The sequence below is a fragment of the Streptomyces sp. NPDC111628 genome, from assembly GCF_055635195.1.
Window position 1 is genome coordinate 200,303 of sequence record NZ_JBVKBZ010000007.1, and the last position, 26,520, is coordinate 226,822.

General features: G+C 73.1%; 23 protein-coding genes. 7 read left to right on the plus strand and 16 right to left on the minus strand.

The window, feature by feature from the left end; translation table 11 throughout:
- Positions 1–11: 11 nt before the first annotated feature.
- From ACZ7MF_RS33530 to ACZ7MF_RS33550, 5 genes are all read right to left on the minus strand, one after another.
- Entirely contained in the window at positions 12–194 is a 183-nt protein-coding gene (locus tag ACZ7MF_RS33530) for a hypothetical protein (RefSeq protein WP_003976837.1), read from the minus strand.
- Between the two features lie 155 nt (positions 195–349).
- Positions 350–1,039: a DUF899 domain-containing protein gene (locus tag ACZ7MF_RS33535; RefSeq protein ID WP_471482005.1), complete on the minus strand. Its 690-nt coding sequence runs from the start codon at positions 1,037–1,039 to the stop codon at positions 350–352.
- A gap of 169 nt (positions 1,040–1,208) precedes the next feature.
- On the minus strand, positions 1,209–2,588 hold the full coding sequence (locus tag ACZ7MF_RS33540) for an amidohydrolase (protein WP_471482006.1): 1,380 nt from the start codon (positions 2,586–2,588) through the stop codon (positions 1,209–1,211).
- Positions 2,588–4,444 carry an FUSC family protein gene (locus ACZ7MF_RS33545; RefSeq protein WP_471482007.1) on the minus strand — a complete coding sequence of 619 codons (1,857 nt, stop codon included), beginning with the start codon at positions 4,442–4,444 and terminating at the stop codon, positions 2,588–2,590. Before ACZ7MF_RS33545 ends, ACZ7MF_RS33540 begins: the two co-directional genes overlap by 1 nt.
- Positions 4,445–4,613: 169 nt before the next feature.
- Entirely contained in the window at positions 4,614–5,396 is a 783-nt protein-coding gene (locus ACZ7MF_RS33550; RefSeq protein ID WP_471482008.1) for a nucleotidyltransferase domain-containing protein, read from the minus strand.
- Positions 5,397–5,550: 154 nt separating this feature from the next.
- Between ACZ7MF_RS33550 and ACZ7MF_RS33555 the strand changes: the two genes are divergently transcribed.
- Both ACZ7MF_RS33555 and ACZ7MF_RS33560 read left to right on the plus strand, forming a co-directional pair.
- Positions 5,551–5,964: a RidA family protein gene (locus ACZ7MF_RS33555; RefSeq protein ID WP_471482009.1), complete on the plus strand. Its 414-nt coding sequence runs from the start codon at positions 5,551–5,553 to the stop codon at positions 5,962–5,964.
- Positions 5,961–6,443 carry a GNAT family N-acetyltransferase gene (locus ACZ7MF_RS33560; protein ID WP_471482010.1) on the plus strand — a complete coding sequence of 161 codons (483 nt, stop codon included), beginning with the start codon at positions 5,961–5,963 and terminating at the stop codon, positions 6,441–6,443. The genes ACZ7MF_RS33555 and ACZ7MF_RS33560 overlap by 4 nt, the downstream gene beginning before the upstream one ends.
- Before the next feature lie 4 nt (positions 6,444–6,447).
- Here ACZ7MF_RS33560 and pip read toward each other — a convergent pair whose 3' ends face one another.
- The gene (gene pip, locus ACZ7MF_RS33565) at positions 6,448–7,419 is read right to left on the minus strand and encodes a prolyl aminopeptidase (protein ID WP_471482011.1); all 972 of its coding nucleotides are present in this window, start codon (positions 7,417–7,419) and stop codon (positions 6,448–6,450) included.
- Between the two features lie 56 nt (positions 7,420–7,475).
- Positions 7,476–8,189: a uracil-DNA glycosylase gene (locus ACZ7MF_RS33570; RefSeq protein WP_471482012.1), complete on the minus strand. Its 714-nt coding sequence runs from the start codon at positions 8,187–8,189 to the stop codon at positions 7,476–7,478.
- Positions 8,190–8,321: 132 nt separating this feature from the next.
- Between ACZ7MF_RS33570 and ACZ7MF_RS33575 the strand changes: the two genes are divergently transcribed.
- Positions 8,322–8,861 (plus strand): RNA-binding S4 domain-containing protein, encoded by a 540-nt coding sequence (locus tag ACZ7MF_RS33575; RefSeq protein ID WP_356864203.1) that lies wholly within the window; start codon positions 8,322–8,324, stop codon positions 8,859–8,861.
- A 49-nt stretch (positions 8,862–8,910) separates the two neighbouring features.
- On the opposite strand, the gene ACZ7MF_RS33580 is transcribed toward ACZ7MF_RS33575, so the two are convergent.
- Together ACZ7MF_RS33580 and ACZ7MF_RS33585 are read right to left on the minus strand one after the other, a co-directional pair.
- Positions 8,911–9,348, minus strand: coding sequence for a DoxX family protein (locus ACZ7MF_RS33580; RefSeq protein WP_471482013.1), 438 nt, complete (start codon positions 9,346–9,348; stop codon positions 8,911–8,913).
- A gap of 128 nt (positions 9,349–9,476) precedes the next feature.
- On the minus strand, positions 9,477–10,163 hold the full coding sequence (locus ACZ7MF_RS33585; RefSeq protein ID WP_471482014.1) for a class I SAM-dependent methyltransferase: 687 nt from the start codon (positions 10,161–10,163) through the stop codon (positions 9,477–9,479).
- A gap of 171 nt (positions 10,164–10,334) precedes the next feature.
- Here ACZ7MF_RS33585 and ACZ7MF_RS33590 point away from each other — a divergent pair, with 171 nt between their 5' ends.
- Entirely contained in the window at positions 10,335–10,592 is a 258-nt protein-coding gene (locus ACZ7MF_RS33590) for a DUF6343 family protein (RefSeq protein ID WP_471482015.1), read from the plus strand.
- Between the two features lie 57 nt (positions 10,593–10,649).
- Here ACZ7MF_RS33590 and ACZ7MF_RS33595 read toward each other — a convergent pair whose 3' ends face one another.
- From ACZ7MF_RS33595 to rpsA, 4 genes are all read right to left on the minus strand, one after another.
- Entirely contained in the window at positions 10,650–11,030 is a 381-nt protein-coding gene (locus tag ACZ7MF_RS33595) for a tetratricopeptide repeat protein (RefSeq protein WP_003976823.1), read from the minus strand.
- 49 nt (positions 11,031–11,079) lie between these two features.
- Complete coding sequence (gene coaE, locus ACZ7MF_RS33600) at positions 11,080–11,682, minus strand: dephospho-CoA kinase (RefSeq protein WP_471482016.1); 603 nt, start codon at positions 11,680–11,682, stop codon at positions 11,080–11,082.
- A 32-nt stretch (positions 11,683–11,714) separates the two neighbouring features.
- Positions 11,715–12,653: a PAC2 family protein gene (locus ACZ7MF_RS33605; protein ID WP_356864212.1), complete on the minus strand. Its 939-nt coding sequence runs from the start codon at positions 12,651–12,653 to the stop codon at positions 11,715–11,717.
- A gap of 158 nt (positions 12,654–12,811) precedes the next feature.
- Positions 12,812–14,326: a 30S ribosomal protein S1 gene (gene rpsA / locus ACZ7MF_RS33610; RefSeq protein WP_471482017.1), complete on the minus strand. Its 1,515-nt coding sequence runs from the start codon at positions 14,324–14,326 to the stop codon at positions 12,812–12,814.
- A 375-nt stretch (positions 14,327–14,701) separates the two neighbouring features.
- Here rpsA and ACZ7MF_RS33615 point away from each other — a divergent pair, with 375 nt between their 5' ends.
- Positions 14,702–15,526, plus strand: coding sequence for a class I SAM-dependent methyltransferase (locus ACZ7MF_RS33615; protein WP_356864343.1), 825 nt, complete (start codon positions 14,702–14,704; stop codon positions 15,524–15,526).
- 65 nt (positions 15,527–15,591) lie between these two features.
- Positions 15,592–18,387: an ATP-dependent RNA helicase gene (locus tag ACZ7MF_RS33620; protein ID WP_471482018.1), complete on the plus strand. Its 2,796-nt coding sequence runs from the start codon at positions 15,592–15,594 to the stop codon at positions 18,385–18,387.
- A gap of 55 nt (positions 18,388–18,442) precedes the next feature.
- Here the strand turns inward: ACZ7MF_RS33620 and ACZ7MF_RS33625 are convergent, their stop codons facing one another.
- From ACZ7MF_RS33625 to polA, 3 genes are all read right to left on the minus strand, one after another.
- Positions 18,443–20,236 carry a lytic transglycosylase domain-containing protein gene (locus ACZ7MF_RS33625; RefSeq protein WP_471482019.1) on the minus strand — a complete coding sequence of 598 codons (1,794 nt, stop codon included), beginning with the start codon at positions 20,234–20,236 and terminating at the stop codon, positions 18,443–18,445.
- Positions 20,237–20,537: 301 nt separating this feature from the next.
- A complete protein-coding gene (locus tag ACZ7MF_RS33630; RefSeq protein ID WP_471482020.1) occupies positions 20,538–20,906 on the minus strand; it encodes a hypothetical protein in 369 nt (122 codons plus the stop codon).
- Between the two features lie 291 nt (positions 20,907–21,197).
- Entirely contained in the window at positions 21,198–23,921 is a 2,724-nt protein-coding gene (polA, locus tag ACZ7MF_RS33635) for a DNA polymerase I (RefSeq protein ID WP_471482021.1), read from the minus strand.
- A 256-nt stretch (positions 23,922–24,177) separates the two neighbouring features.
- Between polA and ACZ7MF_RS33640 the strand changes: the two genes are divergently transcribed.
- Positions 24,178–26,457 (plus strand): FdhF/YdeP family oxidoreductase, encoded by a 2,280-nt coding sequence (locus tag ACZ7MF_RS33640; protein WP_471482022.1) that lies wholly within the window; start codon positions 24,178–24,180, stop codon positions 26,455–26,457.
- Positions 26,458–26,520 lie beyond the last annotated feature (63 nt).

A 26,520-nucleotide genomic window follows, 5' to 3' on the forward strand; every position in this document is an offset into this window, starting at 1 on the left:
GCGGCGGCGCGTCAGGCCGCCGCGTCACCCGCGGTGTCGCGGCGCACGACGACCAGGAACATGTCCGTCGCGAGGTCCATCACGACCTCGGCGGGCATACCTTCCAGACGCCGCGCCTGTGCGAACTCCTCCGCCGGCCAGGATCCCCGCGGTCCACCGGCGGGAAAGCGTTCGAGCACCGTTCGCCCGTTCACTCCGCACCTCCATGTAGCGCTGTACTCGTAGAGTTAAACGCCAACCATGGAGCGGACGCCTCGCCCGGTGATGGTACTGAGACATAGTTGACACCCGTTCACCGCAAAGTGTGAGCGGCGCCTCAGCCGTCCGGCCGTTTTCGCAACCGAGCGTCTCAGTCCTCGTACTCGTCGTGATAGCGCACTCTCCCACTGCCCGCGGGCGCACCGAGAGCCGACGCGCGCCCCTCCGGTTTCTCCCACGGCTCCCGCCGGCCGAGCGCGGTCAGGTCGAGCAGGCTGGTGGTGGAACCGAGCCCGTCGAGGCCGCGCTCGTACGTCGAGTAGGTGTGGAAGACCCGCTCGCGGTCCCGCAGGAAGCAGCTGAGCCCCGGCCGCTCGACCAGCTCGCCCTCGTGCTCCAGGGTCGCCTCGAAGTCGGTGTTGAAGTCGCTGACGTACGACGAGTACCAGGGCAGTGTCCAGCCCATCCGCGCCTTGAACGGCAGGATCCTCGGATACGGCGCCCGGGAGACCGCCGCGAAGGACGTACCGCGGGCCCTGAGGTGCGCGAGGTGGCCGATCTGGTCCAGGAACGCCGAGCAGCTGCGGCAGCCGGCGTCCCACTCGGGCGCGAACATGAAGTGCTGGACGACGAGCTGCTCCCGGCCCTCGAAGAGGTCGAGCAGGGTGGCCTTGCCGTCGCCGCCCTCGAACACGTACTCCTTGTCGACCTCCACCATGGGCAGCCCGCGCCGCTCGGCGTTGAGGGCGTCACGCGCGCGGGTGGCCGCCTTCTCCTTGGCCAGTAAGGCCTCACGCGCCGCGCGCCAGTCCGCGCGGGTGACGATCTCGGGCAGCGACATGGCTCCAGCCTCCTGTGCGACGTGCTTCGCGCGTCGTGTTCCGGTCCGACGGCCGACGGTCCGGAACGGGTCGGGCCGTCCGGGTGGTGACCGAAGGGCGGAGCGGAACTCATCGCTGCCCGGCAAGATTCTTTTCAACAGGTCGCTGAACAGTCTCTGAACAGGCCTTTCAGGTGTCGTACTCCTGGATGCGCCGGCCGTGCCCGCGGTCGGTCAGGGCGGGCAGCCGCTCCCCCAGTTCCCGGACCACCTCGGGCACGTCCACGGTGAGCAGTTCGCGGTCCCGCATGAGGACGCGTCCGTCGACGACGGTCGTGCGCACGTCGGCGGAGCGCGCGCTGTGCACCAGGGTGGCGGCGAGGTCGTGCACGGGCTGGGTGTGCGGTCCGGTGAGGTCGACGAGGATCAGGTCCGCCCGCCGCCCCGGCGCGATGCGGCCCACGGCGTCCCCGAGGCCGACCGCCCGGGCGCTCTGCACGGTGGCGTGGTGGAGGGCCTGGCGGGAGGTCAGCCAGCGCGGGTCGCCCTCGGTGGACTTCTGGATGAGGGAGGTGAGCGCCATCGACTCCCACACGTCGAGGGAGTTGTTGGACGCGGCCCCGTCCGTGGCGAGCCCCACGGGGACGCCGATGTCCCGCAGCGCGCGCACCGGTGTGGTGCCGGGCCAGGCGAACTTGAGGTAGCCGCGGGGCGCGGTCGCCACCGCCGTACGGCCGCCCGCGCGCGCGAGGAGCGGCAGGTCGTCCTCGGTGATGCCGGTGCCGTGGGCGATGAGCACGTCGGTGTCGAGGACGCCGGTGCGTTCCAGGACCCCGATGGGGGTGACCCCGTGCCGGGCCAGGCTCGTGTCGGTCTGGTCGCGGTTCTCGGCGGCGTGGATGTGCACGGACAGGCCGTGCTCGCGGGCGAGTTCAGCGGTCGCGCCGAGGTCGGCGTCGGTCACCGTGTAGGGGGCGTGCGGGGCGAGGGCGGTGGTGATCCGGCCGCCGGCGGAGTCGCGGCGGCGCAGCGCGAACTCCAGCGACGCCTCCCGTCCTTCCGGCCCCTGCGAGGAGAAGTACGCCTGCCCCAACTGCGCCCGCATCCCGCACTGGTCGACGACCGCGGCCACGGCGTCCATGTGGAAGTAGCTGTCCGCGAAGGTCGTGACGCCCGCGCGGATCATCTCGGCGCAGGCCAGCCGGGCGCCCAGGATGACGTCCCGCACCGTGAGGTTGGACTCGACGGGCCAGACGACGTCGTTGAACCATTCCTCGGTGGGCAGGTCCTCGGCGAGGCCGCGCAGGGCGACCATCGGCGCGTGCGTGTGGCAGTTGACCAGTCCGGGGAGGGCGACCTGACCGCGTGCGTCGATGCGGTCGGCGGCGGGCACGGCGGCCCCGGCCGCGGCGGTCGTCACGGACTCGACGACCCCGTCGCGGACGACGACGGCCGCGTCCTGCTCGAAGCCGATCCGTTCGCGGTCGTCGTGCACGAGGACGGTGCAGCCGGTGATGACGAGATCGGCGGGCGCGGCGGGCTCGGCGGGCGCGGGTGAAGGAGGCGTCATCACGCCAACGTACGGTGCCGTCCCACGCGTCCGCGCCTCTCGGCGAGTTCGTCCCGCAGCGCGGCGAGCCGTTCGGTGTGTCGGGGTGTGAGCCGCCCGGTGTCGTCGAGGTGCACGGCGCAGGCGGTGGTGGTGTCGACGAGCCGTTCGAGGACCGCCGCGACCTCGTCGGTGCCCTCGGAGTGCCGGGCGAGGGCGGGCAGTTCGGCGGCGCCACGCGCGATGGCGGCGCGGGCCTCGGCGAGCGTGCGGTAGGCCTCCCGGCGCAGCGTCCACCGGGCGGCACGGTCGTCGGACTCGCTCAGTACGTGCGTGAGGTAGGCGTGCGCGGCGGCGTCGGCGGCGTCGACGCCCGCCCGGATGCCGGCGCCCCGCTGTCCCGGCATCGGCAGGTGCCCGGCCACCAGCACGATCGCGCAGGCCAGCAGCGTCTCCCCGATACGGCCCGCGGAGGCCTGCGGTTCGCCGCCGACCATGACCAGGGCGAGGACGAGAACGGTGACGACAGTGGTCTGGGCGGCGAAGTGCCGCGCGGCGACCGGCACCAGGGCACCGCAGACCGCGACGAGGACGACCAGCCCCTCGGGCCGGGGCAGCACGGCCGCGAACCCGGCGAACAGCAGCGCCCCGAGCACCGTCCCGGCCGCCCGGCACAGCACCCGCGACACCAGCGGGCCGAGGTCGGGCTTGACGAGGAAGACCGCGGTGGCGGGCAGCCAGTACCAGTGCTGGTGGGAGCCGTACCAGTGACCTTGGTGCAACGCCTGCGCGACGGCGGCACTGGCGCCGAAGCACAGCCCGACCCGCAGCCCGTACTCCCGCCCGCCCGCGCCGAGCACCGCCCGCGCCACCGAGCGGGGTGATCGCCTCCGGACGTGCAGGTCGGGGCCCCTGCCCCGGTCGAAGGCCTGCGCCGCGTGCAGCAGGGCGTCGTCCAGGGCGCGCAGGGCGGGATCGGTCCGGCTGGGGGCGGGCAGCGGCCCGGCGTGGGTGTTGCGGCGGACGGCCGCGGCGAGCCGCCGCGGGCCTTCGCCGGCCCGGGCGGGCACCGCCTGCTCCGCCCACGCGAGCGCGGTCGCGGCCTCGCCGAGGGGCAGCGCGGCGGCGTACTGGGCGTGCAGTCGCCGTTCGGCGGCGGTGGAGGCGCGGCGCCGCAGCCGGGGTCCGGCGAGCGCGTCCTGCGCGTGGTCGAGGGCGGCGGTGAGCGCGGCCCGTCGGGCCACGGCGTGCTCCGTGCCGACCGCGTCGAGGAGCGCGGCGACGGCCTCGTAGACGTCGGCGACGGCCGCCCGCTCCCCGTCGAAGCGGAAGCCGAGACGGAGGTCGCCGGTGAGGGAGGTGGGTGTGGGCAGGACCAGCCGCAGCAGGAGCAGCCATCCGGCACCGGCGAGGAAGGCGAGGACGCTCCGCCACCCGGGGTCGGGCAGCGGCATCCCGGCCCCCACGGCCGCGGTGACCAGCAGCTGCGTCCCCGTCCCGGAGGCCACGGGCCCTACGGCGCTGACGCACCCGGCGACCAGTCCGAGCCCGGTCAGCACCAGGGTCAGCGCCACGGCCCCGAGGTGCTGCCCGGCGTACGTCCCGACGAGCAGCCCGAGCGCCCCCGCGAGCGCGGGTACGCCGATCCGCCGCACGGAGGTACGGCGACTGCCCGGCCGGTCGTTGATGCCGGCCAGCATGGCGGCGATCGCGGCGACCACCCCGAGGGAGGCCCGCCCGGCGACCAGGGCGGCGAGCAGCAGCGGCCCGCCGGCCAGCGCGCCCCGGACCACCGCGTTCCAGGGCACGGGGCCGCGCTGGGCGTTCAGGGCGTGGCCGAGCCAGGGCGGGAGCGCGTGGGCGGCGGTGCGGAACACGGGGTGCGGGGCTCCTGTCGTCCGGGCGAGGCGGTGGTGAGCCTTCGGGCGACGGTGGCCGGGCTGGGCGGTGCGCCGTCCAGCGTACGACGGGTTTTCGAAGCCGGGGAAACGGGCCTGTTTCGGGCGGATGACGGCCGTTGAGCGCCACTCCGCACCCGCGGTGCGCTCAGTGGCCGACGGCCTCCATGGCCTCGCGCAGCAGTGTCTCGGCCCGTGTCACGGACCGTTCCAGGGCGTCGGGCCGGGGGGTCGACTCCACCAGCAGGGCGTCGATCCCGTCCAGCCCGGCCCGCTGGACCAGCCCCTTCTCGTTCGTCACCCACTCCCCCCGCGCCGCCAGCACCGCGTGGGCCGTCTGGGTCGTGGCGAGGGCGAGCGCGCCGGCGACCTGGGTGAGGGCTCCCCTGGGGGCGTGGCCCGCCTTGGCGTAGGCGAGGGTGGCGGTGGCCGTGCCGTACCAGCGTTCGGGCGCGGTGGTGCGCAGGGCCTCCGGGTAGGCGGCCGGGCGGGGCGGGTCGCCGCGCAGCACCTTGTTGATCGCCAGCTCGGCGACCACGAGGTAGGTCGGGATGCCCGCCAGGTGGAACATCAGCGGCTCGATGCCGAAGCGGCCCGCCTCCGCCTCCGCCATCTCGTGCTCCACCACGTCGAGGTCGCGGTAGTGCAGGTCGACCCGGCGTTCGTCGATCGTCAGCCAGGCGCCCCCGTTGAAGACTCCGCCGCCCCAGGCGCCGAGCTCCGAGACCTCGCCCGGCCAGCCGACGGCGCGCAGGTCCTCGGGGTCGAAGGCGCCCCGGTAGTAGACCGCCAGGTCCCAGTCGCTGTCCGGTCCGTGGGTGCCCTGTGCCCGGGAGCCGCCGAGGGTGACCGCGCGGACCGCGGGCAGGGCGGCGAGCCGGTCGGCCGCGGTGTCGAGGAAGGCCTGGTCCGTGAGGGTGGGCGTGGGCACTGGCGGGGGCTCCTGACGGTGGGGTGGGCGGGGGACGGGCCGACGCCGGGGAGCCTAGGCGGCCGGCGTGCGGGCCGCGAGCGAAATTCGGGTGCGCGGCGCGGGCGGAGAACGGACGATCGGGAGGTTGCCCGCCCGTCTTCCAGGAGTCCACGTGATCCAGCGCGTCACCGTGCCCGGCCTCTTCCCGCCGCCCGTCTACTCCCACGCCTCCGTCGTCGAGGCCGGGACCAGGCTCGCGTTCCTCGCCGGTTCCGTCCCGCTCGACGCGGAGGGGAAGCTGGTCGGCGAGGGCGATCCGGTCCGTCAGGCCGAGCAGGTGCTCGCGAACCTCACCGAGCAGCTGCGTGCCGTCGGGAGCGGCCTTGAGCACGTGCTGTCGACCGATGTGTACGTCGTGAGCGCCGAGACCGCCGCGCTGTCCGCCGTCTGGGACGTGGTCGAGGCGTCCGGGCTCAGCACCGGTCCGCACTCCTCGACGCTGCTCGGCGTGAGCTGCCTCGGCTACCCGGGACAGCTGGTGGAGATCACCGCGACCGCGGTCGTGCCGGAGACGAGCCACCCGTGAGCCGGGAGCCGGGTGCCGAGTCGGGTACCGGGACCGTGGTCCTGCGGCGCGCCCGGGCCGTCGACGCGCGTGCGGCGGCCGACGTCTGGCCGCGCTCCTTCGCCGCCGCGCTGCCGACCGTGGTCCGGCCCCGCTCCGACTCCGAGGTCCGTGCGTACTTCCGGCACGTGGTGGTGGAGCGCCACGAGACCTGGGTGGCGGAGGGGGCCGACGGCGCGGTGGCCGGTGTGATGGTGCTCGAGGGCGAGGAGCTGTCGCAGCTGTACCTCTCCCCCGAGCGGCGCGGCTGCGGACTCGGGGACCGGTTCGCCGCCCTGGCCAAGGAGCGCCGGCCGGACGGGCTGTCGCTGTGGACCTTCCAGGTCAACGCGCCCGCGCGGCGCTTCTACGAGCGGCACGGGTTCCGGGCCGTGGAGTGGACGGACGGCGACCGGAACGAGGAGCGGGAACCGGACGTGCGCTACGAGTGGCGGCCTTGATCCGTCATTCCGCGGTGTGACCGCGGGCGTACTTGTCCGTCGCCGCCAGCAGGGCCTCGTCGCCGATCGCCCCGGCGTCGTGTCCGGCCTCGTCCACGATCACCAGGTCGCTGTCGGGCCAGGCGTGGTGGAGCCGCCAGACGATGCCGAGGAGGTTGCCGAAGTCGAGGCTGCCCTGGACCAGGGTGCCGGGGATTCCCTTCAGCAGATGCGCGTCCCTGAGGACCACGCCCTCGTCGTTGCCGTCGCCGAGGAAGTGGTCGTTGCCCCAGTAGTGCGTGACGGTACGGGCGAAGCCCATGCGGAAGTCCGGGTCCGCGTAGCGGGCGACCGAGCCGGGCGGCGCGGGGATGGTCGCCGTCTCCCAGTCGGTCCAGGCACGCGCGGCCCGCTCGCGGACCGCCGGGTCCGGGGACTCCAGCAGGCGGTTGCAGGCGGCGGGCAGGTTCCCGTCGCGGGCGTCCGGGGGCAGCTCGGCGAGGAACCGCTCGTGGGCCTCGGGGAAGATCTTCCCCAACCCTCGCGTCAGGAGGGCCACTTCGGCGTTGGAGCCGGTGGCGACCCCGGTCAGCACCAGCTCGGTCACCACGCCGGGATGCGTCTGCGCGTACCGCAGGCCCAGGACCGAGCCCCAGGACACGCCCCACACCAGCCAGCGCTCGATGCCCAGGTGGGCCCGCAGCCGCTCCAGGTCCGCCATGAGGTGGTCGGTCGTGTTGACGCTCATGTCGGTGTCGGGGGCGCTCGCGCGGGGCAGCGAACGCCCGGCGCCGCGCTGGTCGAGGAGGACGATCCGGTAGGCGGCTGGGTCGAAGTAGCGCCGGTGTCCCGGACTCGCCCGGCTGCCGGGTCCGCCGTGCAGCACCACCGCGGGCTTGCCGTGCGGGTTCCCGCAGGTCTCCCAGTAGACGTGGTTGCCGTCCCCGACGTCGAGCATGCCGTGGTCGTACGGTTCGATCTCCGGATACAGGCCCATCGGAGCACCGTAGCGGGGCTGCCCCTGGCGATCATCCCCATTTTGCGGGGCGAGCCTCACCGGGTGGGCAGCCCCGCCGTGTCCGCCGCCGTGCGCAGCACCTCGCGCAGCATCTCGGGGGTGAGCCGGCCGGTGAAGGTGTTGCGCTGGCTGACGTGGAAGCAGCCGAAGAGGTGCAGGCCGGGCCCGTCGGCGGCGTCCAGCGTCACCCGCGCGCCGTGGGCGAAGGCCGGACGGGGGCGGGGTACGGTCCAGCCCGCCCCGGCGAACGCGGGCAGCGCCGCCTGCCAGCCGAAGGCCCCGAGGACGACCACCGCCCGCAGCGTCGGCCGCAGCAGCCCCAGCTCCTGGACGAGCCAGGAACGGCAGGTGTCCCGCTCTGCGGGGGTGGGCTTGTTCGCGGGCGGGGCGCAGTGCACGGGCGAGGTGACGCGCACGCCGTACAGCTCCAGCCCGTCGTCCACGCGGACGGCGGTGGGCTGTGAGGCGAGGCCCACGTCGTACAGCGCCTGGTACAGCACGTCGCCGGAGCGGTCGCCGGTGAACATCCGGCCGGTGCGGTTGCCGCCGTGGGCCGCGGGCGCCAGTCCGACGATCAGCAGCCGCGCGTCCGGCGGGCCGAAGCCGGGCACGGGCCGCCCCCAGTACGTCCAGTCGGCGAAGGCGGCCCGTTTGGTACGGGCCACCTCTTCCCGCCACTCGACCAGCCGCGGGCAGGCCCGGCACCCCGCGATGCGCTGGTCGAGTACGGGGAGGCCACCGGTGTCCATGCCTCCACCGTAAGACCCTCTCCGGCACGGGCGGGACGCGCGAGCCCCTGGGTGCTCCCCCGTCCGCGAAGGCCGTCGTGGCCCGCCGAAATTGCGGCCCGCCACGCCGTGCCGGGCGGTTAGGGTCGAACCATGGCTTCCGAGCATGACGAAGGCGGGAGCGGCCCGGTGGCCGCCCCGCAGGACGGCGCCGCTGCCGCGGCCGGGACACCGGACCCGAAGACGGCGGCGGCGATCGCCGCCGCCGAGGCGGCCGGGCCGCAGAACGGCGAGAGCGTCCGCGTGGACAGCTGGATCTGGGCCGTCCGCCTGATCAAGACCCGTTCCCTCGGCGCGACCGCCTGCCGCGGCGGCCATGTCCGGGTGAACGGCGAGCGGGTGAAGCCCGCGTACTCGCTCCGCGTCGGCGACGAGGTACGCCTGCGGCAGGAGGGCCGGGAACGGGTCGTCGTCGTGAAACGGCTGATCCGCAAGCGCGTCGGTGCCCCGGTCGCCGTCCAGTGCTACATCGACAACTCGCCGCCGCCCCCGCCCCGCGAAGCCGTCGCCCCGGCCGGCATCCGGGACCGCGGCGCAGGCCGCCCGACCAAGCGCGACCGCCGCGAGATGGACCGGCTGCGCGGGCTGGAGGGCCTGAGCAGCTCCCGGAGGGACGCCGGGACCGGGCCCTGAGCCGTCCGTGCACCGGGCACGCCCGGTCAGGTGCACGGGTCACGCCCGGTCAGCCACGTCGGACCCGGGCGCGCAGCAGTCGGCGCAGCTCCTCGTTGTGCCCGCGGCGGGCCCGGGCGACGATCAGGAGCGGCACCATCAGGATCAGCGGTGTCGCCGCGTTCGCACCGTCGAAATAGGTGAGCTGGACGACGAACGCGCCCACCATCAGCGCGCTCAGCGCCGTCGCCGCCACCGACTGCAGCACCGGGACGAGCAGGGCGACCGCTCCCGTCAGCTCGAGCACACCGATCGCGTACATGCCCGCGTCGCCCCAGCCCATCTCGGCGAAGGTGTCGGCCGCCGAGGAGTGCGCGATCAGCTTGGGCAGGGCGCTCGCGACGGCGAAGAACAACGCGAGGAGCACCTGCACGACGCGCAGGGCTACCCGGAGGCCGCGCGCGCGGGCCGGGACGGTGGCGGCGGGGGAAGCGGTGGTTTCGGCCATGGCGGTCTCCTGAGGCGAGCGGTCCGTGCTGCTGTCGGGATTCAGACCCCCCGCCGCCCCGGAACTCATCGCCGGACCGGGCCCCGACTCCACCCTTGCCGGGCCGGCCGGGCCGCCTGCCCTTGCCGCTACCCCTGCCGCACGGGCACGGCCCTCACCCACGTCCCGTCGTCGGTGAGATACCGGTCCACCGCGAGTCCCGCCTCCCCCAGTGCCTCCTCGAACTGCTCCCTGGTCAGCGGCCGGGCCCGGAAGGTCTGGGTCCAGACCGCGTCCGGGAACTCGTACTCCGCCCGGACCGAGTTGACGCCGTCGCCCACCGGGTCCGCCGACAGGATGCGGACGGTGAAGCCGCTGGGGTCCACCCGCTCACGCGGCAGATTCGTGTGGTAATCCGCCCCCTCCCGCTGGATCAGCACACAGTCGTCCTCCGCCACGTGCCGGGCGCAGGTGCGCAGCAGGCCCCGCCGCACCTCCACGTCCCCGGTGTGCACGAGGAACGAGGCCAGCATCACGGCGTCGAAGCGCTCGCCGAGGTCGAGGGCCTCGATCGGGCCGCATATGGTGCGTGCCCCGCGCACGCGCTCCAGCATCTCGGCGGCCTCGTCCACCGCGGTGACCCCGAACCCCCTCTCCAGCAGGGGGTGCGTCATCCGCCCCACCCCGCTGCCCAGCTCGAGTATCCGCGCGCCCTCGGGCACGGCGGCGGCGACGATGTCCGGCTCGGCTCCGACCGGCAGCCGTGAATAGAGCTCGACCGCGCAGCCGTCGGGGGTGATGGCTCCGGGTCCTGTCCCCTGGTGTCCCTCTCGCATGCTCAGCTCCATACCCGTCCAACGGCCGCTCCCGCACACCCGTTCCCCCTCCCCCTCGGTTCACCCGACCGAGTGAACGCGGCCCCTCCCGCAGTGCGGTCGGTATGTCGAAGCGCCTCGTTTCCCCCTCGGCGTGTGCCGCAGTACGTTCGATACAGGAGTGGTGAACCGATGCGTACGGGCAGTGAACCGGCCACCGCGCGCAGTGCCCTGCGGGCGCGGTTCTGGCTGAGCGTGTGGGGGCTGGTCTGGGCGGTCTTCGGCACGGCCGTGTTCGCGCTCACGGGGCACTTCGGCTGGGCGCTCGCCTGCGGGGTGCTGTGGCTCGTCGTCACGGCCGACCTGACCGTGATCCTCCGGCACCTCCGCCAGGGCCCGCACTACCAGCCGGGCCGCAACATCCCGCCGTACCTGCCACCGAGGCGCTGACCCCGGGAGCCGACCGCAGGAGCCGACCGCGAGAAGCCGACCGCCGGGAGTCCGCCGTCAGGAGTCGAAGCGCGCCTGCTGCAGGTACTCCGGGTTCGGGTCCAGGGCCGCCGCCAGCCGGAAGTGGCGCCGGGCCTGGCCGGGGCAGCCCCGGCGCTCGTAGGTGCGGGCGAGGGCGAAGTGCGCGAACGCGTTGTCCGGCTCGCGCTCCAGGACGATGGTGAACTCCAGCTCGGCCGGACGCAGTTGCGCCGCCGCGAAGAAGGCACGCGCGCGCAGCAGCCGTGCGGCCGTGTTCTCGGGATGGGCGCCGATGACACCGTCGAGCAGTTTCACCGCGCCGCGCGGATCCCGCGCCGCGAGCAGTTGCTCGGCGGCACGGAAGTCGATGACATCCGTCTCCGGAGTACGTCCGGTCGGACCGCTTGTCTCGGGCACGGCTGAGTCCTTCCCTCGCTGGAAGGGATCAACGCACGCGCCGGACCCGCTATTCCGTGTGCGCCCCGCGCACCAGTTCGTCCCAGACCTCCTTGACGCGCCGCCGCAGCTCCTCCAGCGGTACGTCGTTGTCGACGACCACGTCCGCGATCTCCCGGCGCTGCTCGCGTGTCGCCTGGGCGGCCATGCGGGCCCGGGCATCCTGCTCGGTCATGCCGCGCAGCCGCACCAGCCGGTCGAGCTGGGTGGCGGGAGCGGCGTCCACGACGACCACGAGGTCGTACAGCGGCGCCAGGCCGTTCTCCGTGAGCAGGGGGACGTCGTGGACGACGACGGCGTCCTCGGCGGCGGCCTCCTCCAGGGCACTGGAGCGCTCGCGGACCAGGGGGTGCACGATGCCGTTCAGGACGGCCAGCTTCGCGGGGTCGGCGAACACGATCGAGCCGAGCTTCGGCCGGTCCAGGCTGCCGTCCCCGGCGAGGACGTCCTCGCCGAACGCCGCCACGACCGCGGCGAGCCCCGGTGTTCCGGGGGCGACGACCTCGCGCGCGATCCTGTCGGCGTCGATCAGTACGGCACCGTGCTCGACGAGGAGCCGTGACACCTCGCTCTTGCCGGCGCCGATCCCGCCGGTCAGGCCAACCCTCAGCATGAGCGGAAGCTTAGAGGGTGCCGGTCACGGCGTCAGCCGTCGCCCTCCCGCTCGGCGAGGAACCGTTCGAACTCGCGGCCGATCTCGTCGGCGGAGGGGATCTCGACGGGTTCGGCGAGCATGTTGCCCCGGGTCTCGGCACCGGCGGCCGCGTCGTACTGGTGCTCGAGGCCCTGGACGAGGGCGATGAGTTCCTCGTCGCCCTCCTGGATCTGCCGGTCGATCTCCGTCTGGGTGCGGTGGGCGTCCGTGCGCAGGGAGTGCGCGATGCCCGGCAGCACCAGGCCGGTCGCCGCGGTGATCGCCTCCAGGACGGTCAGCGCCGCGTCCGGGTACGCGGAGCGGGCGACGTAGTGCGGGACGTGCGCGGCGACGCCGAGCACGTCGTGGCCGGCCTGCGCGAGCCGGTACTCGACGAGCGCCTCCGCGCTGCCGGGGACCTGCGCCTCCTCGAAGGGGCTGCGATGGCCCGGCACGAGGTCGGTGCGGCTGCCGTGCGGGGTGATGCCGACGGGCCGGGTGTGCGGGACGCCCATGGGAATGCCGTGGAAGCTCACCGACAGGCGGACGCCCAGGCGCTCCACGATCTGCCCCACGGCCGCGGCGAAGCGCTCCCACTCCACGTCCGGCTCGGGGCCGGACAGGAACAGGAAGGGCGCCCCGGTGGCATCCTGGACGAGCCGCACCTCGATGGTGGGTTCCTCGTAGTCCGTCCAGGTGTCCCGCTTGAAGGTCAGCAGCGGACGACGGGCCCGGTAGTCCACGAGCCGGTCGTGGTCGAAACGGGCGACGACCTGGTGGGGCAGCGAATCGAGCACCTGGTCGACGATCTGGTCGCCGGTCTCCCCGGCGTCGATGTATCCGTCGAAGTGGTACAGCATGACCAGTCCGGCCGATTCCTGGGCGAGTGCCATGTCGACGACGGCAAGGCCCTTCGGCTCCCAGGCGTACAAATCCTGCGGATCAAGCACAGTGACCGCTCCCCTCCTCGTGTTCGTATGTCACAACACCCTTGTGGGGTGGGGCATTCCCGGAGGGAAGCACTGAGGGGCCGCACCTCGAAAGGTGCGGCCCCTCAGTCAACCGCTGTGCTTCAGCCGCTGTGTGTCAGCGGCCGGTGCGCAGAGCTTCAGCTCTGGCCGCCGGCCAGCTTCTCGCGCAGCGCGGCCAGCGCCTCGTCCGACGCCAGGGCGCCGGAGTTGTCGCCACCCTCGGAGGAGTACGAGCCGCCGCCACCGCCGCCACTGCCGGACGCGGCCTGAGCCGCACCCGCGGTGTCGACACCCTCGGCAGCGGCCTTCTCGTCCGCCTCGCGGGACTTGATGACCTGCGCCTGGTGCTGCTCGAAGCGCTGCTGGGCCTCGGCGTACTGCGTCTCCCAGGCCTCGCGCTGGGTCTCGTAGCCCTCGAGCCAGTCGTTGGTCTCGGGGTCGAAGCCCTCGGGGTAGATGTAGTTGCCCTGGTCGTCGTAGGACGCGGCCATGCCGTACAGGGTCGGGTCGAACTCGACCGTGGACGGGTCGGCACCGAAGGCCTCGTTGGCCTGCTTCAGCGAGAGGCTGATGCGGCGGCGCTCGAGGTCGATGTCGATGACCTTGACGAAGATCTCGTCGTTGACCTGGACGACCTGCTCCGGGATCTCCACGTGGCGCTCGGCCAGCTCGGAGATGTGGACCAGACCCTCGATGCCCTCGTCCACGCGGACGAACGCACCGAACGGCACCAGCTTCGTGACCTTGCCGGGCACGACCTGGCCGATCTGGTGGGTGCGGGCGAACTGCTGCCACGGGTCTTCCTGGGTCGCCTTCAGCGACAGGGAGACACGCTCGCGGTCCATGTCGACGTCGAGGACCTCGACGGTGACCTCCTGGCCGACCTCGACAACCTCGGACGGGTGGTCGATGTGCTTCCAGGACAGCTCGGAGACGTGGACCAGACCGTCGACGCCACCCAGGTCCACGAAGGCACCGAAGTTGACGATCGAGGAGACGACGCCGGAACGGACCTGACCCTTCTGGAGGGTCGTGAGGAACGTCTGGCGGACCTCGGACTGGGTCTGCTCCAGCCAGGCACGGCGGGACAGGACCACGTTGTTGCGGTTCTTGTCCAGCTCGATGATCTTCGCCTCGAGCTCCTTGCCCACGTAGGGCTGGAGGTCGCGGACGCGGCGCATCTCGACCAGGGAGGCCGGGAGGAAGCCGCGGAGGCCGATGTCGAGGATGAGACCACCCTTGACGACCTCGATGACGGTACCGGTGACGATGCCGTCCTCTTCCTTGATCTTCTCGATGGTGCCCCAGGCCCGCTCGTACTGGGCACGCTTCTTCGAGAGGATCAGGCGGCCTTCCTTGTCCTCCTTCTGGAGAACAAGGGCCTCGATCTCGTCACCGACGGCGACGACCTCGTTGGGGTCGACGTCGTGCTTGATCGAGAGCTCGCGGCTCGGGATGACACCTTCGGTCTTGTAACCGATGTCGAGCAGGACCTCGTCCCGGTCGACCTTCACGATGACGCCGTCGACGATGTCGCCGTCGTTGAAGTACTTGATCGTCTCGTCGATCGCGGCGAGGAAGGCTTCCTCGTTACCGATGTCGTTGACCGCAACCTGCGGGGTGGTGGCGGTGGTCTCGGTGCTGCTCGTCATGTGGGAAAGGGCTCCGGTACGGACATTGAAGTCGTAGGTACTGCTTACGCCGGGAGCCCGTTTCGCTCTGCAGAAGCCGGACAGCCAAGGAAGCGTCACCGAAATCCACTGGTGACGCCTCGAGAACCGAGGGGACATACAACAGATGCGAGCGCGACCTGCTACGTCTGAGGTGCGCAGGCCCGCAGCGCAACTTGTAGCATACGGGGGCAGCCGGGCAGGGTCAATGCGCGAAGCCGCACACCCGGGGCGGATCGTCGCATACCCGGCACAAAAGCCGTCTCCCGAGGCCACACGGACCCCTGGATGCCTCTTGCGTGACACGAGGGGCGGGCGGCACGGAAGAGCCCGCAGACTAGTACGAGGGAGCCGGTCATCCAAGAGCCCGTAACGTCCGAGGCCGGAGCAGAAGAACCCGAGGCCACCCGGCGTGCCGCCGGTGTCACGGAGAGTTCCCGCGCCAACCGCGGCTGGTGGGACCGGAACGCGGACGAGTACCAGACCGAGCACGGCACCTTCCTCGGCGACGACCGCTTCGTGTGGTGTCCCGAGGGCCTGGACGAGGTGGAGGCCGAGCTGCTCGGCCCGCCGGAGGACCTGAAGGGCAAGGACGTCCTGGAGATCGGCGCCGGCGCGGCCCAGTGCTCGCGCTGGCTGACCGCCCAGGGTGCCCGTCCGGTGGCCCTCGACCTCTCCCACCGCCAGCTCCAGCACGCCCTGCGCATCGGCGTCTCGTTCCCCCTGGTGTGTGCCGACGCGTCGGTGCTGCCCTTCGCGGACGGCTCGTTCGACCTGGCCTGCTCGGCGTACGGGGCGCTGCCGTTCGTCGCCGACCCGCGGCTGGTGCTGCGGGAGGTGCGCCGGGTGCTGCGGCCCGGCGGCCGCTTCGTCTTCTCGGTCACGCACCCGCTGCGCTGGGCGTTCCCGGACGAGCCGGGCCCCGAGGGGCTGTCGGTCTCCGCCTCCTACTTCGACCGGACCCCGTACGTCGAGCAGGACGACGAGGGCCTCGCGGTCTACGTCGAGCACCACAGGACGCTCGGTGACCGGGTGCGGGACGTGGCGACGTCCGGGTTCCGGCTGGTGGACCTGGTGGAGCCGGAGTGGCCGGACTGGAACACCTCGGAGTGGGGCGGCTGGTCGCCGCTGCGCGGGCATCTGATCCCGGGGACGGCGATCTTCGTCTGCGAGCGCGACTGACCGTACCGGGAGGCGGGTGCCCGCGCGCGTGGAGGGCGCTTTCGCGGACGTACGACACTGGGGGCGTGATCCGTTACGACGCCCTGGACGCGCTGCCCGTGCGCGGCGCCCTGCCCGCGCTGCACGACGCCCTGGAGGGGCACGGCACGGCGGTGCTGGTCGCGCCGCCCGGCACCGGCAAGACGACGCTGGTCCCGCTGGCGCTGGCCGGGCTGCTGGGCGGGGAGGGGGATCCCGCGCGGCGCGTGGTCGTGGCCGAGCCGCGCCGGATCGCCGCGCGGGCGGCGGCCCGGCGTATGGCGTGGCTGCTGGGTGAGAAGCCGGGCGCGAGTGTCGGGTACACCGTGCGCGGGGAGCGGGTCGTGGGGCGCCACGCACGCGTGGAGGTCGTCACGACGGGCGTGCTGTTGCAGCGGCTCCAGCGCGACCAGGAGCTGACGGGCGTCGACGTGGTGGTGCTGGACGAATGCCACGAGCGGCATCTGGACGCGGACACGTCGGCGGCGTTCCTGTGGGACGTACGGCAGGCCCTGCGGCCCGAGCTGCGGCTGGTGGCCGCGTCGGCCACGACGGACGCGGAGGGCTGGTCCCGGCTGCTGGGCGGCGCGCCGGTCGTCGAGGCGCAGGGCGTGTCGTATCCCGTCGAGGCCGTGTGGGCGCCGCCGGCGCGTCCGGTGCGGCCGCCGCACGGGATGCGGGTGGACCCGGAGCTGCTCGCCCACGTGGCCTCGGTGGTGCGGCGGGCGCTGGCCGAGCGGGACGGGGACGTCCTGTGTTTCCTGCCGGGGGTGGGCGAGATCTCCCGCGTCGCCGGTCGGCTCGGGCCACTGGCGGGCGTCGATGTGCTTCAGGTGCACGGGCGGGCGCCCGCTGCCGTGCAGGACGCGGTGCTGGCGCCCGGGGCGCGGCGCAGGGTGGTGCTGGCGACCTCGGTGGCCGAGTCGTCGCTGACGGTCCCGGGCGTGCGGGTGGTCGTGGACGCGGGGCTGGCGCGGGAGCCGAGGGTGGACCACTCGCGCGGGCTGAGCGCGCTGACGACGGTACGGGCCTCGCGGGCGGCGGCGCGGCAGCGGGCGGGCCGGGCCGGACGCGAGGCGCCCGGGGTGGTGTACCGCTGCTGGGCGGAGGCGGAGGACGCCCGTCTGCCACGGTTCCCGGCGCCGGAGATCAAGGTGGCCGACCTGACGGCGTTCGCGCTGCAGACCGCCTGCTGGGGCGATCCGGACGCGTCCGGTCTGGCGCTGCTCGACCCACCGCCCGGCGGGGCGATGACGGCCGCCCGGTCGGTGCTGGAGGCGGTCGGTGCCGTGGACTCCGCGGGGCGGGCGACGGAGCGGGGCGTACGCCTGTCCCGCCTCGGCCTGCACCCCCGGCTGGGCCGGGCACTCCTGGACGCGGCGGAGCTGAGTGCGGGGGTTTCGCCCCGGGCCGCCTCGCCGACGGCGACCTCGGCACCGCGACACGCCGAGGTGGTGGCCGAGGTGGTGGGTCTGCTGAGCGAGGAGGCGCCGCGGGAGTACGGAGACGATCTCGTGTCCGTACTGCGGGCGGCCCGGCGCGGAGGGGACGCGTACGGAGCACGCTGGCGGGCGGAGGTGCGGCGGCTGCGGACCGCCGTGCAGGGCGGCGACGGTGGCCGGGGACAGCGCGCCACCGCGGAGGATGGCGACGGTGGACGGGGCCAGCGCGCCACCGCGGAAGGTGCCGCCGGCGGGCCGGGACAGCACGTCGCCGTCGAAGGTGACGACAGCCGGCAGGGACAGCACGGCACCGCGGAAGGTGACGCCGGCGGACGGGGACAGCGGGGCGCCGTCGGAGGGGGCGACAGCCGGCGGGGACGGCGGGTTGCCGGGGAGGGTGGTGACAGCGGGTGGGGGGAGCGGGTTGGTGAGGACGTTCTCGCGGGGCTGGTCGCCGCGTTGGCGTTTCCGGAGCGGGTGGCCAGGAAGGACGGCGGTTCGTATCTGATGGTCTCCGGCACCCGGGCGGAACTTCCGCAGGCGTCGGCACTGCGCGGGGCGCCGTGGATCGCCGTCGCCGTGGCGGACCGGCCCGTGGGAAGGGGGCACGCGCGCGTGCAGCTCGGCGCGGCCATCGACGAGGAGACGGCCCGGCTCGCGGCGGGGGCGCTAATGACGGAGCGCGACGAAGTGCACTGGGCCGACGGTGACGTGGTGGCCCGGCGGGTCGAGCGGCTCGGGGCGGTGGAACTCGCGGCGCGTCCCCTCCCCGACGCCGACCCCGCGCTCGTGCGGGGCGCCCTGCTGGAGGGGCTGCGTCGGGAGGGGTTCGGGCTGCTGCGGCGTTCGGCCGACGCCGATCTGCTGCGCAAGCGGCTCGCGTTCCTGCGGCGCCATCTGGGCGAGCCCTGGCCGGACGTCACCGACGACGCGCTGCTCGCGCGCGCGGACGACTGGCTGGAGCCCGAGTTGAGCCGCGCCCGGCGGCGGGCCGACCTGGGGCGGATCGACGCCGGGCAGGCGCTGACGCGCTTGCTGCCCTGGGCCTCCGGGGAGGCGGCGCGGCTCGACGAGCTGGCCCCCGAGCGGATCCTCGTCCCCAGTGGGTCCAGGATCCGGATCGACTACGGCGACCCCGAACAGCCCGTGCTCGCGGTGAAGTTGCAGGAGATGTTCGGGCTCCAGCGGTCGCCCGAGATCGCCGGGGTGCCGCTCCTGGTGCATCTCCTGTCCCCCGCCGGCCGTCCCGCCGCGGTCACCGCCGACCTGGCCTCGTTCTGGAAGGACGGTTACACCGGCGTACGGGCGGAGCTGCGCGGCCGGTACCCGAAGCATCCGTGGCCCGAGGACCCGGCCACGGCGGAGCCGACCCGGTACACGAAGGCCCGGCTCGGCAAGTGACCGCGGCCCGGCGGGGCGTGGAGCGCCTCGCCGGGCGGACAGACAGTGGCGGTGCCTACGCCTCAGGTTCGGTCGACGGCTCGGTGGAGGGAGCGGTCGACGGATCGGTCGACGGGTCCGGCGTCGGGTCGGCCGCCTTGGCCACCTTCAGGGTGATGTCGAGCGCGGCGCCGCCCGGCGTGGTGAGGCGCAGGACGTACGTGCCCTCCGCGTCGTCGGCGTACAGCTTCGGCAGCTCCAGCAGGCCCTTGGCGTCGGTCTTCCGGCCGGTCAGCGTACGGACGGCCTTTCCGTCGGCGTCCTTGAAGTAGGGACCCTTGTCGTTCTCGGCCGGGTCGTCCTTGGACTTGATGAGGGTCGCGGTGACGGCGACCTTGTCCGCGACGGCACCCTTGAGCGTGGCCTTCACCTCGATCGGGTCGGCGAACTCGCCGCCCGGCGTGCACGTCAGCTCGGTCTCGCCGGTGCTGGTGAGGGCGTCGGCGACGCGCTCGGTGACGGTGGCCTTGTAGTCGAGGCCCGGGACGGTACGGCCGATGACGGTGGCGCGGACGGTGAACCCGCCGGTCTGCTCGCCCGCCACCAGCGCGGGCGCGACGGCCACGCCTGAGGCGTCGGTGGTGACCGCGGCAACCTTCTCACCGCCGGTGAAGGTGGCGTCCGTGTCGCCCAGGACGGTGAAGCGGATGCGTACCTTGCCGACGGCCTCTCCGGCCTTGGTCTCGGCGCGGGTGCTGATCTTCTTGGCGAACGTGTCGCCCGCGATCGCGCTGAACCCCGTGGTGCCGGCGTTCTCCAGGTGGTGAACGGTATCGGTGGGCGTGGGGGTCTCGGTCGGCGGCGCCGGTTCCGTGGGCGGCGTGGAGGGGCTGGTGCTGGGGCCTCCGGGATCGGTGGGGCTGCCCGACGTCGGCGGCTTGCTCGGGCTGTGGCCCGGACTGGGCGTCGCCGTGCCGGGCGTCTGGGGCCGGCTGCTCGCACCCGTGCCGCGCCCCGGGGAACCGGTGCCGGTGGTGGGGTCGTCGCTGCGGCCGACCGGGAGGCTGCCGGTGCCGTCCGGGATCTCGTGGGTGCCCTTGCGGTAGTAGTCCAGCCACGACAGGACCGTGTGCAGGTAGTCCTGCGAGTTGTTGTAGCTGAGGATCGCGCGCTTCAGGTCGGCCTGGTCGGCCAGGTCCCAGCCGTTGCGGCACAGGTAGTGGCCGGCGGCGAGGGCGGCGTCGTAGACGTTGTTGGGGTCTTCCTTGCCGTCGCCGTTGCCGTCGCGGCCCGACCACGCCCAGGTGGAGGGGATGAACTGCATGGGGCCGACGGCGTTGTCGTAGCTGCTGTTGCCGTCGTAGACGCCGTTGTCGGTGTCCATGATGAGCGCGAAGCCGTTGCCGTCGAGCTGCGGGCCGATGATGCGGCCGATGGTGGTGCCGTAGGCGTCGACGCGCCCACCGCGGGCCTGACCGGACTCCACCTTGCCGATCGCGGCGAGGAGTTGCCACGGCAGGTTGCAGCCGGGCTTGGACTGGCGCAGTTCCGACTCGGCCTTCTTGTAGGCGTCGAGCACGGTCGCGGGAATGCCTGCCTCGGACGCGCCCGGGGAGGAGGGGGTGCCCGTGGTCGGGGCGGGGCTGGGGCTGTTGAGGGGTGGCAGGTCGGTGTAGTAGCGCGAGTTGCCGGTGGCGCTCTCTTCGGGGGGCGTGTCGGACGTCGGCGCGTTGTCGGCGGTGGTCCGTCTGCCGTTGCCGTCGGCCGTGACGTCGGGGGCCTGGGACGCGGACAGGGCCGCGACCGCGACCGCCGCCACGGTGGTGGTGAGCGCCGCCTTGCGGAGCCTCCTGTCGAAATGCGCCGCCATAGAGTGAACCCCTCCCCTGGACGCCCGCGCGTCCGTCTCCGTCCGTTTTCTGCTGTCGTGCTCGCCCGTCGTACCCGCTGTATCCGCCCTGTAGTGACGAGCGACCGGCGCGGACGGTTGCACCGCCGTCCTCCGAGCACCGTGGTCGTCTGTTCGACCAGCACGGTGCCGCAGGCGACCCTACGGCAACTTTCTTTGCACGGGCACCCGTTCCTGCCCGACATTCACCACTTGGCCATATGAGGCGTTCTGTTGCCGTTCGCCCTCGGTCATGCGGCAGGCGTGCCGTCCGGGGCCGCCGTCAGTACGGAGCCGGACCGCCGGGTCGGGCGCCGTGGGTGTCGGCGGGCGCGACGAACACGGTGAAGGTGTGGGCGGGTCGGGGCCGCGGCAGCAGGGAGAGGGCCAGCGCGAGGTAACCGCGGGAAAGGTCGGCCCAGAGCTGCCAGGCGGGTGTTCCGTGCGGGGCGGCGGCCGCGGGGGCCCGGTGGGCGAGCCTGCGGCGGAGGTCCGTCGAGGTGCGGTGCAGGACCGTCGTGACGGTGGCGGGGATGCGGCCGGTACTTGCGCCCGGTGCGAAGACCGGGACCGGGAGGAGTGGCACGCGGGCGGGTCCGTCGGTGCGTGCCCGTGCCGGTGTCGTCCGGTGGTGGAGCATGCGTATACCCATGCCCGCATCCTCACGGGAGACCGGGGCGGGGGCGTTTCCTCGGGGGCCAGCGGAGTGACGGGGTGGGCCGGGCGGCGCTGGGGACGGGTGCGCAGCCCGGCGCCGACGGGGTGACCGGCGTGGGCGGGGCGGGGGGTGCGCAGCCCGGCGGTGCGGGGTGCCTCCCCCACTCTCGGCTTCGCTCGAGCGGGAGGTACCCCCACCGCCCACCCGTGCCGCCCCAGCGGCACGACTGCCCGCAGCGGCGGCGGGGCCGGGGCGGCTGCCCGCAGCGGCGGGGGCGGGGGGCGGCTAGTGCGCTGCTGATTCCCAGTCCGGTCCCGCGCCCACCGAGACGCCCAGGGGGACCCTGAGCTGCACGGCGTCGGCCATTTCGCGGCGGACCAGTTCCTCCGCCGCGGCGCGCTCGCCCGGAGCGACCTCCAGGACGATTTCGTCGTGGACCTGGAGAAGCATGCGGGACTTGAGGTCGGCCTCGCGCAGCGCCTTGTCCACGTTGAGCATGGCGATCTTGACGATGTCGGCCGCGGTGCCCTGGATCGGCGCGTTCAGGGCCATGCGCTCGGCCGCCTCGCGGCGCTGGCGGTTGTCGCTGTTGAGGTCGGGGAGGTAGCGGCGGCGGCCGAAGAGGGTCGCCGTGTAGCCCGTGGCCCGTGCCTCGTCGACGACCCGGCGCAGATAGTCGCGCACGCCGCCGAAGCGCTCGAAGTAGGCGTCCATCAGGCCGCGGGCCTCGGCCGCCTCGATGTTCAGCTGCTGGGAGAGGCCGAAGGCGGACAGCCCGTACGCGAGTCCGTAGGACATGGCCTTGATCTTGCGGCGCATCTCCGCGTCCACGGCCGACTGCTCGACGGAGAAGACCTGGGCCGCCGCGGTGGTGTGCAGGTCCTCGCCGGAGGTGAACGCCTCGGTCAGGCCCGCGTCCTCGGACAGGTGGGCCATCACCCGCAGCTCGATCTGGCTGTAGTCGGCCGTCATCAGGGACTCGAATCCTTCGCCGACCACGAAGCCGCGGCGGATGGCGCGGCCCTCGTCGGTGCGGACCGGGATGTTCTGCAGGTTCGGGTCCGTGGACGAGAGACGGCCGGTCGCGGCGACCGTCTGGTTGAACGTGGTGTGGATGCGGCCGTCCGCGGCGATCGTCTTGATCAGGCCCTCCACCGTGACGCGCAGCTTGGCCTGCTCGCGGTGGCGGAGCATGATCACCGGCAGCTCGTTGTCCGTCTGGGCGGCGAGCCAGGCCAGGGCGTCGGCGTCGGTGGTGTAGCCGGTCTTGGTCTTCTTGGTCTTCGGCAGGTTCAGCTCGCCGAAGAGGACTTCCTGGAGCTGCTTGGGCGAGCCCAGGTTGAACTCGCGTCCGGCAGCGGCGTGGGCCTCCTTGACCGCCTGCTGGACGGCGCCCGCGAACATCTGCTCCATGGCCTGGAGGTGCTCCCGGTCGGCCGCGATGCCGTGCCGCTCCATGCGGGCCAGCAGCGCGGACGTGGGCAGCTCCATGTCGCGCAGCAGGTCGGCGGCGCCGACGTCCGCCAGGCGGCCCTCGAAGGTCTCCCCCAGGTCGAGGATGGCGCGGGCCTGCACCATCAGCACCTCGGCCTCGGCGCCCTCGTCCGCGCCGAAGGCGAGCTGCCCGTCGGCCGCGGCGGCGGGGGCCAGCTCGCGGTGCAGGTACTCCAGGGACAGCGCGTCCAGGTCGAAGGAGCGGCGGCCCGGCTTGACCAGGTAGGCGGCCAGCGCGGTGTCCATGCCCACGCCGGCGACGCTCCAGCCGTGCTCGGCGAAGACGCGCATCGCGCCCTTGGCGTTGTGGAAGACCTTCGGCCGGTCCGGGTCGGAGAGCCAGGTCCGCAGCGCCGTCTCGTCGGCCTCGTCGATCTCCGTCGGGTCGAACCAGGCGGCGTTCCCGTCGGACGCGGCGAGCGCGACCTCGGCCACCGAGCCGGTGCCCAGGGCCCAGGTGTCGACGGTGGCCACGCCGAGCGGCCGGTCGCCGTGCTCGGTGAGCCAGCCGGCCAGCTCGCCCGTGCCCAGCACGGTGCCGTCCAGCTCCACGCCGTCCGCGACCACCGGGGTGGCCTCGGCCTCCTCGGCGCCCGGGTCGACGGCGTAGAGCCGCTCGCGCAGCGAGGGATTGCGGATCTCCAGGGTGTCCAGGATCACCGCGACGCCCTTGCGGTCGTACGCCGTCCGCTCCAGGTCGGTGACGGTCCTGGGCAGCTCGACCCGCCGCTCCAGCTCGGTGAGCCGGCGGTTGAGCTGCACGGACTCCAGGTGGTCGCGCAGGTTCTGCCCGGCCTTGCCCTTGACCTCGTCGACGCGCTCGACCAGCTCCGCGAACGACCCGAACTGGTTGATCCACTTCGCGGCGGTCTTCTCGCCGACGCCCGGGATGCCCGGCAGGTTGTCGGACGGGTCGCCGCGCAGCGCCGCGAAGTCGGGGTACTGGGCGGGGGTCAGCCCGTACTTCTCGAAGACCTTCTCCGGAGTGAAGCGGGTCAGCTCGGAGACGCCCTTGGTCGGATAGAGGACCGTGGTGTGCTCGCTGACCAGCTGGAAGGAGTCCCGGTCGCCGGTGACGATCAGGACGTCGAAGCCCTCGGCCTCGGCCTGGGTGGCGAGGGTGGCGATGACGTCGTCCGCCTCGAAGCCCTCGACGGCGAACCGGGGCACGTGCATGGAGTCGAGCAGCTCGCCGATCAGCTCCACCTGACCCTTGAACTCGTCCGGGGTCTTGGAGCGGTTCGCCTTGTACTCGGTGAACTCCTCGGACCGCCAGGTCTTGCGGGAGACGTCGAACGCCACCGCGAAGTGCGTGGGCGCCTCGTCACGCAGGGTGTTGGCCAGCATCGACGCGAACCCGTAGATCGCGTTGGTCGGCTGGCCCGTCGCGGTCGTGAAATTCTCCGCGGGCAGCGCGAAGAACGCGCGGTACGCCAGCGAGTGCCCGTCCATGAGCATCAGCCGCGGTCGGCCGCCGGAGGTGCTGTCGGTCTTCTTCGATGCTGTCTTCGCCACGACTCCGATCCTGCCATGTGCCACTGACAGTCGGTGCCGCGATAGCCGGCGGCACGGGCGCGGTGTCATGCTGCGGGTGCGTTGTGGCTGGTCGCGCCCACGCGGCGGAGCCGCACATCGAGCAGAGCCCCGCGCCCCTCAGGGCGTGGCTCCCGCCCGGCGTCAGTAGATGTGCCCCGCCCGGGCGGCCTCGCTGTCACCGGCGCGTGCGAGGATCGGAGACGTACTTCACAACGCGTAAGCGAAGGAGCGCGCGATGGCGACCAAGCCGCCCAAGGGTGATCCGGTTCAGGACGCGCCGCAGGTCTCGGAGCCCCAGCACGCGGCGGCGGGTATCCCGGCCATCGGCCACACCCTGCGGATCGCGCAGCGGCAGATGGGTGTGCGGCGGACGGCGCTGACGCTGCTGAGCGTCAACCAGAAGGACGGCTTCGACTGCCCGGGCTGCGCCTGGCCGGAGGGCGACCACCGGCACAAGGCGGAGTTCTGCGAGAACGGCGCGAAGGCGGTGGCCGAGGAGGCCACGCTGCGCCGGGTCACCCCGGAGTTCTTCGCCGCGCACCCCGTGGCCGACCTCGCGACCCGCAGCGGCTACTGGCTGGGCCAGCAGGGCCGGCTGACGCACCCGGTGTACCTGCCGGAGGGCGGTGAGCACTACGAGCCGGTCACCTGGGAGCGCGCTTTCGGCATCGTCGCGGAGGAGATCACCGCGCTGGACTCGCCCGACGAGTCGGTCTTCTACACCTCGGGGCGCACCAGCAACGAGGCGGCGTTCCTCTACCAGCTCTTCGCGCGCGAGCTGGGCACCAACAACCTGCCGGACTGCTCCAACATGTGCCACGAGTCGTCCGGCTCGGCGCTGTCCGAGACGATCGGCGTCGGCAAGGGCAGCGTCCTGCTGGAGGACCTGTACAAGTCCGACCTGATCATCGTGGCGGGCCAGAACCCGGGCACCAACCACCCGCGGATGCTCTCGGCCCTGGAGAAGGCGAAGGCGAACGGCGCGCGGATCATCAGCGTCAATCCGCTGCCCGAGGCCGGTCTGGAGCGCTTCAAGAACCCGCAGACCCCCAAGGGGCTCACCGCGGGCGCCTCCCTGACCGACCTGTTCCTGCAGATCCGCCTCGGCGGCGACCAGGCCCTGTTCCGCCTCCTCAACAAGCTGATCCTCGAGACGGAGGGCGCGGTCGACGAGGCCTTCGTCGAGGAACACACGCACGGCTACGAGGAGTTCGCGGCGGCCGCCCGCGCCGCCGACTGGGACGACACGCTCGCGGCGACCGGTCTCACGCGCGCGGAGATCGAAGAAGCGCTGCGGATGGTGCTCGCCTCGGAGCGCACCATCGTGTGCTGGGCGATGGGCCTGACCCAGCACAAGCACTCGGTGCCCACGATCCGCGAAGTGGTGAACTTCCTGCTGCTGCGCGGCAACATCGGCCGCCCGGGGGCGGGCGTCTGCCCGGTGCGCGGCCACTCCAACGTGCAGGGCGACCGCACGATGGGCATCTTCGAGCGGCCCGCGCCCGCCTTCCTGGACGCCCTGGAGAAGGAGTTCGGCTTCGCCCCGCCGCGCGAGCACGGGTACGACGTCGTACGGGCGATCCGCGCGCTGCGCGACGGCGAGGCGAAGGTCTTCTTCGCCATGGGCGGCAATTTCGTCTCCGCCTCCCCCGACACGGAGGTCACCGAGGCGGCCATGCGCCGCGCCCGGCTCACGGTGCACGTGTCGACGAAGCTGAACCGCTCGCACGCGGTCACGGGCGCGCGGGCGCTCATCCTGCCGACCCTGGGCCGAACGGAGCGTGATCTGCAGGGCGGCGGCGAGCAGTTCGTGACCGTCGAGGACTCCATGGGCATGGTGCACGCCTCGCGCGGCCGCCTGGAGCCGGCGAGCCCGCAACTGCTGTCCGAGCCCGCGATCGTGTGCCGGCTGGCGCGGCGGGTGCTGGGCGAGGAGAGCCGCACGCCGTGGGAGGAGTTCGAGAAGGACTACGCCACGATCCGCGACCGCATCGGGCGTGTCGTGCCGGGCTTCGAGGACTTCAACGCGCGCGTGGCGCACCCCGGGGGCTTCGCCCTGCCGCACGCCCCGCGCGACGAGCGCCGCTTCCCGACGGCCACCGGGAAGGCCAACTTCACCGCCGCGCCGGTCGAGTTCCCCGAACTGCCCGAGGGGCGGCTGCTGCTGCAGACGCTGCGCTCGCACGACCAGTACAACACCACGATCTACGGCCTGGACGACCGTTACCGGGGGATCAGGAACGGCCGCCGCGTCGTCCTGGTCAACCCGGAGGACGCCCGGAAGCTGGGCGTCGAGGACGGCTCGTACGTCGACCTGGTGAGCGAGTGGCGGGACGGGGTGGAGCGGCGGGCGCCCGGTTTCCGCGTGGTGCGGTATCCGACGGCCCGGGGCTGCGCGGCGGCGTACTACCCGGAGACCAACGTGCTGGTGCCGCTGGACGCCACCGCGGACACCAGCAACACCCCGGCCAGCAAGTCCGTGGTCGTCCGTCTGGAACAATCGGCGACCGACTGAGCGTTTGCTCAGCGAAGCGGCCGGCCGACGCCCCGAGCGGCCGGCCGGCGGACACGCAGTCGT

Bases quoted from the DNA above. Each gene is read 5' to 3' on its own strand.
- rpsA (WP_471482017.1), bottom strand. From the start codon at position 14,326: ATGACGAGCAGCACCGAGACCACCGCCACCACCCCGCAGGTTGCGGTC.
- ACZ7MF_RS33590 (WP_471482015.1), top strand. From the start codon at position 10,335: ATGCGTACGGGCAGTGAACCGGCCACCGCGCGCAGTGCCCTGCGGGCG.
- ACZ7MF_RS33625 (WP_471482019.1), bottom strand. From the start codon at position 20,236: ATGGCGGCGCATTTCGACAGGAGGCTCCGCAAGGCGGCGCTCACCACC.
- ACZ7MF_RS33570 (WP_471482012.1), bottom strand. From the start codon at position 8,189: ATGGACACCGGTGGCCTCCCCGTACTCGACCAGCGCATCGCGGGGTGC.
- ACZ7MF_RS33540 (WP_471482006.1), bottom strand. From the start codon at position 2,588: ATGACGCCTCCTTCACCCGCGCCCGCCGAGCCCGCCGCGCCCGCCGAT.
- coaE (WP_471482016.1), bottom strand. From the start codon at position 11,682: ATGCTGAGGGTTGGCCTGACCGGCGGGATCGGCGCCGGCAAGAGCGAG.
- ACZ7MF_RS33630 (WP_471482020.1), bottom strand. From the start codon at position 20,906: ATGGGTATACGCATGCTCCACCACCGGACGACACCGGCACGGGCACGC.
- ACZ7MF_RS33575 (WP_356864203.1), top strand. From the start codon at position 8,322: ATGGCTTCCGAGCATGACGAAGGCGGGAGCGGCCCGGTGGCCGCCCCG.
- ACZ7MF_RS33585 (WP_471482014.1), bottom strand. From the start codon at position 10,163: ATGCGAGAGGGACACCAGGGGACAGGACCCGGAGCCATCACCCCCGAC.
- ACZ7MF_RS33535 (WP_471482005.1), bottom strand. From the start codon at position 1,039: ATGTCGCTGCCCGAGATCGTCACCCGCGCGGACTGGCGCGCGGCGCGT.
- ACZ7MF_RS33640 (WP_471482022.1), top strand. From the start codon at position 24,178: ATGGCGACCAAGCCGCCCAAGGGTGATCCGGTTCAGGACGCGCCGCAG.
- pip (WP_471482011.1), bottom strand. From the start codon at position 7,419: ATGGGCCTGTATCCGGAGATCGAACCGTACGACCACGGCATGCTCGAC.
- ACZ7MF_RS33580 (WP_471482013.1), bottom strand. From the start codon at position 9,348: ATGGCCGAAACCACCGCTTCCCCCGCCGCCACCGTCCCGGCCCGCGCG.